The following is a 4,884-nucleotide window of genomic DNA, read 5'->3' as shown; positions in this document are numbered from 1 at the left end:
GGCGCCGGGCGCGATGGCGCTGTGGGTGGCCGGGGCACCGGAGGGAGCGGGACTCCGGCCCGCGCCCCCCTGCGGCGCCGACACGATCAGCTTCACGCCCAGCGCGGTCAGCGCCTTGGTCAGCGGCTGGAAGAACGTCGTACCACCCGTCCGGCAGTCGCCACTGCCGCCCGAGGTCACCCCCAGGGCGATCCCCTCCGAGAACAGCGGTCCGCCGCTGTCGCCCGGCTCGGCGCACACCGTGGTCCGGATCAGGCCGGTGACGGTGCCCTCGGGATAGTTCACCGTCGCGTTCAGCCCCGTCACCTCACCGTCGTGCAGACCGCTCGTGCTGCCGCTGCGGAACACCCGCTGGCCGACGGCGGGATCGCCCGCGCCCGTGATCCGCACGCCGTTGCCGCCGCCGATCGCCACCACGTCGGCGCCCGGCCCGGCCCGGCCGGAGGCGTACTTCACCAGTGAGAAGTCGCTGCCGGGGAAGGTGCCGCCGACCGTCGTGCCCAGCTGCCGGTCGCCCTGGGCGTCCGCGAACCAGATGGAACCGGTGGGCCCACAGTGCCCGGCGGTGAGGATGAAGTCGCTGCGCCCGTCGGTCACGTTGAAGCCGGCCGAGCAGCGCCCGCCGGCCGACAGGATGGGCTGCGCCCCGTTGAGGCGGGTGGTGAACCTGCCCCCGGTGCGCTCCGTGCGCACGAACGAGCCGATACCGTGGGCGACTTCGGTCATCCGGGCCCAGTCGCCGGCGGAGACGGTGCTGTCCGCCTCGACGGTCACCTCGTTGGTGCGGTAGTCCGTCACCCACGCCGTGCCGGGCACCCGGGGCGTCGCACGCAGGGTCGCCGTGGCCGACCTCAGCTCGTTCATGCTGTGCCGCACGACCTTCGCCTCGGCGCCCGCCCGCCGTACCTCGGCGGCGGCCCCCGCGTCCGTGACGGCCACGACCGGGCGTCCGTCGGCGCCGATCCAACTGCCCGCCGTGCGCGCCGTACCCAGTCGCGCCACCAGATCGCCACCCGTCGCGGCGGACGCGACGGCGGCCGACCGCGCGGGGCCGCGCGTCACGCCGGAGGCGCCGGGAGTCTCACCGGCCATCGCCGCCTGCGCGACCATCGCTCCTCCGAGGAGGAGTCCCGCCACGGCCGTCAGCCGTGTCACTCGCCGGACGACCCTGCGTCGTGCGTGCATCATGCGTGGCTCCCGAACACCGAACACACTCCCAACACCGCGAGGCGCTCGGGTTCTTGAGCGCCCTTTCTCCATACGCGCCGCGGTGCGGCCGTGTTCATCGCCCGGGACTCGGTACCGTCTCCCGTCCGCGACATTCCAGCTCGCCTGTGCGGCCGCCTATCTTGAGCCCATGACCCGCATCCCGCACGACCCGTCCGGTGAGCCGAATCCCCTCACCGCCCTCGCCCTCGACGACCTCAGACGCCGTACGAGCATGAAGTGGCGCACCTACCCCGCAGACGTGCTGCCGCTGTGGGTGGCGGAGATGGACGTACCGATCGCCGAACCCGTGGTCCGCGCGGTCACGGACGCGCTGGCCCTCGGGGACACCGGCTATCCGGCGGGCACGGCCTACGCCGAGGCGCTCGCCGCCTTCGCGGACAAGCGGTGGGGCTGGGGCGGGCTCGCGGTGGAGCGCACGGCGCTGGTGCCCGACGTGATGCTGGGCGTCGTCGAGATGCTGAAACTGGTGACCGAACCCGGGGACCCGGTGATCGTCAACCCACCCGTGTACCCGCCGTTCTTCCAGTTCGTGACCCACATGGACCGGCGGATCGCCGAGGCCCCGCTCGGCGCGGACCTGCGGCTGGACCTCAACGCGCTGGAGGAGGCGTTCCAGCGGGCCGTCGCGGCCGGCGGACGGGCCGCCTACCTGCTGTGCAGCCCGCACAACCCGACCGGCACCGTGCACACCGCCGGCGAACTGGCAGCCGTGGCCGCACTCGCCGACCGCTACGGCGTGCGGGTCGTCGCCGACGAGATCCACGCGCCGCTGCTCGCCGCCGACGCCGCCTTCGTGCCGTACCTGAGCGTGCCCGGCGGCGAGAAGGGCCTGTCCCTGATGTCGGCGAGCAAGGGCTGGAACCTGCCCGGCCTCAAGGCCGCCCTGGCCGTCGCGGGCCCCGAGGCAGCCGCCGACCTCGCCCGGATGCCCGAGGAGGTCGGCCACGGCGCGAGCCACCTCGCCGTCATCGCGCACACCGCCGCGCTGCGCGACGGCGTCCCCTGGCTGGACGCCCTGCTGGCCGGGCTCGACGACAACCGCCGGCTGCTCGCCGAACTGCTGGCCGCGCACCTGCCCGCCGTCGCCCACCGCCCCGGCCGGGCCACCTACCTGGCCTGGCTGGACTGCCGCGCCCTCGGACTCGGCGACGACCCGGCCCAGGTCTTCCTGGACCGGGGCCGGATCGCGCTCAACTCGGGGCTTCCGTTCGGCACGGGCGGCGCCGGGCATGTACGCCTGAACCTGGGCACCTCACCGGAACTGATCACGGAGGCGGTACGGCGGATGGCGGTGGCTGCGGGATGAACGCGGACGGCACCCCGGTGGCGCGGCTCGGAGCGGGCAAGTACCTGCTGATCACCAGCTACCGGAAGAACGGCACACCCGTCGCCACCCCGGTGTGGGTGGTGCGGGACGGCGACGCGCTCGGCGTGTGGACGGCCGCGGACTCCTGGAAGGTCCGACGGATCCGCAACCGCGCCGACGTCCTCGTGGGCCCCTGCGACCTGCGCGGCCACCCGACCGGCGAGCAGGTCCCGGCGACCGCCGAGATCTGCGACCCGGCCACCACCGCCCGCTACCGGGGCCTGATCGCCCGCAAGTACGGCCTCGTCGGCCGTCTCACCCTGCTCGGCAGCCGGCTGCGCCGGGGGGAGCGGGGGACCGTCGGGATCCGGGTGACGCTCACGCGCTGACCGGCGTACGAGGGCCACCCGCGGCGACAAGTGCCCGGCCCGGCGGGAACGGCCGGGCCGGGCCCACGAGCCGTCGGGCACCGTTCGGTCAGCACCGGGCCCTGTTCCGACGCCGGTGGGTCCGGCGGATGGAGTCGGGATGACACATATGTTCCGGGGGCCGTCTCTTCGCGTGGCGGCGTTTCGCCGGGTGCGCGCCCGGCTAGGCTGCGGGCGCCGCGGACGGGACCGGCGCTGCCGGCCGCCCGGCGCCGCGGCGTGTGCGACCGGCCCCGCGGTGCATCGCCGGCGGTGCCCGGACGTGTGACGGGTGCCGCCCGCGGGTGAGCGGTGCCGCCGACGTGACGGAGCTGGTGCGGTGAAGGCAGTCCTGGTCCGGAGCCGGGGGATCGGCGCGTGGCTCACCGCTCGTGCCGGCTGGTGCCTGGCCGGCTCCCTCGCGCTGTACGCGCTGACCATCGCCACGCATCCGCCCCACCCGCTGGATCTGCGCGTCTACCGGGAGGCCTCACCGCACCTGCTCTCGGGCGGCCTGTACGACTACACGGTGCGCACCGGCCCGCCCATCCCCCTGCTGCCGTTCACCTACCCGCCCTTCGCCGCACTGCTGTTCCTCCCGCTGTCGCACCTTCCCTGGGCGGCGCTGGTCGCACTGTGGCAGGCGCTCTCCCTGGCGGCCGTGCTCGTCGTCACGGCGTGCGCGCTGCGGCTGCTGTCCCCGGGCCCCGATGCCCGCGTCAGGGACCTGGCCCTGCTCTGGGCCGCCGCCGGACCCTGGCTCGAACCCGTGCGGCACACCCTCGACCAGGGCCAGATCAACCTGCTGCTGGGCGCTCTCGTCCTCGGGGGGCTCGCGCTCTGCCGTACGGCGGCGGGCCGCGGCGCGGCCGTGGGGCTGGCGGCGGCGGTGAAACTGACCCCGGCCGTCGGCGGACTGTACCTGCTGGCCACCCGGCAGTGGCGCGCGGCGGGGTGGGCCGCAGCCGGCGGCTGCGCGACCGTGGTCCTGGCCTGGTGCGTCGCTCCGGGCGCGTCGGCACGCTACTGGTCGGGGCTGGTGACGGACACACGGCGGGTCGGCCCGGTGTGGTCGGTGCGCAACCAGTCCCTGCGCGGGGCGCTCACCCGGCTGCTCGGCCCCGATGTGACCGGCTCGGTCCTGTGGTGGGCGGCGCTGGCACTGGTGACCCTGGCGGCGGCCTGCGCCCTGCGTCGCTGCGTCCGGCGGGACGACCGGCTCGGCGTCCTCGTCACCGTGGAGCTGTACGGGCTGCTGGTGTGCCCCGTCTCCTGGAGCCACCACTGGATCTGGTGCGTGCCCGCCATGATCTGGCTGGCCCACGGTCCCTGCCGGCGGGGACCGCTCAGCCGGGTCGCCCTCGCCCTGTGGGCGCTGGTCACCGTCACCCGGCTCGTTCCGCGCCTGATCGGCGCGGAGGACCGGCTGGCGCACCCGAGTCCGTACCCCCAAGTGCTCGCCTGGCCCGGAAGCGTCTACGCCGTGTGCGCGGTGCTGACCTTCCTGGCGCTGGCCCTCGAACCCGCCCGGGCGGAGAAGCGTACCGGTGTTCCCGACCCGGAACGGTCGCGGTCCCGGCCGCACCCGGCCGTGCTGTCCTGACGGCGGCCGAGAGGCGGTCAGCTCCAGGCGCGGTACGGCTCGTCGAGCAACTGGAAGACCGGCTCGCCCCGCACCGGATCCTTCGCGGTGGACAGCCGTACCCGGTCACCGCCGTGGATGCCGATCAGCGGGCCCATGACCCGGCCCCGTACGACGAAGCCCTCGCCCATCTCTATCAGCGACACATTGCGCGCGGCCGGGGTGTTGCGGTGCACCACCGTGGAGTGGCGGACCGTGCCCGTGCCCTCGCTGCGCTCGGTCCGCAGCTCGCTGCCGCGGCACACCGGACACAGCACCCGGTGGTACATGGCCGTCCCGCACCAGGTGCAGCGCTGGAA

Annotated in this window: 5 protein-coding genes; 3 read left to right on the top strand and 2 right to left on the bottom strand. The window is 74.8% G+C overall.

From position 1 onward, the window contains the following. Positions 1-1,188: S1 family peptidase (locus tag BZY54_RS42250; RefSeq protein WP_086730675.1), on the bottom strand; the 1,188-nt coding region annotated here is incomplete at its 3' end. A 169-nt stretch (positions 1,189-1,357) separates the two neighbouring features. Between BZY54_RS42250 and BZY54_RS42245 the strand changes: the two genes are divergently transcribed. The 3 genes from BZY54_RS42245 (at position 1,358) to BZY54_RS42235 (ending at position 4,546) form a co-directional block, all read left to right on the top strand. Continuing rightward, entirely contained in the window at positions 1,358-2,536 is a 1,179-nt protein-coding gene (locus tag BZY54_RS42245) for a MalY/PatB family protein (protein WP_086730674.1), read from the top strand. Next, complete coding sequence (locus BZY54_RS42240) at positions 2,533-2,925, top strand: PPOX class F420-dependent oxidoreductase (protein ID WP_086730673.1); 393 nt, start codon at positions 2,533-2,535, stop codon at positions 2,923-2,925. The genes BZY54_RS42245 and BZY54_RS42240 overlap by 4 nt, the downstream gene beginning before the upstream one ends. A gap of 358 nt (positions 2,926-3,283) precedes the next feature. Further along, positions 3,284-4,546, top strand: coding sequence for a glycosyltransferase 87 family protein (locus BZY54_RS42235; RefSeq protein WP_086730672.1), 1,263 nt, complete (start codon positions 3,284-3,286; stop codon positions 4,544-4,546). Between the two features lie 17 nt (positions 4,547-4,563). Here BZY54_RS42235 and BZY54_RS42230 read toward each other — a convergent pair. Beyond that, on the bottom strand, positions 4,564-4,884 hold a 321-nt coding region (locus BZY54_RS42230; protein WP_086730671.1), incomplete at its 5' end, for a Zn-ribbon domain-containing OB-fold protein.

Source organism: Streptomyces carpinensis (assembly GCF_002154505.1).
Taxonomy (GTDB): Bacteria; Actinomycetota; Actinomycetes; order Streptomycetales; family Streptomycetaceae; genus Streptomyces; species Streptomyces carpinensis.
This window is presented reverse-complemented; position numbering and strand designations above follow the sequence as displayed.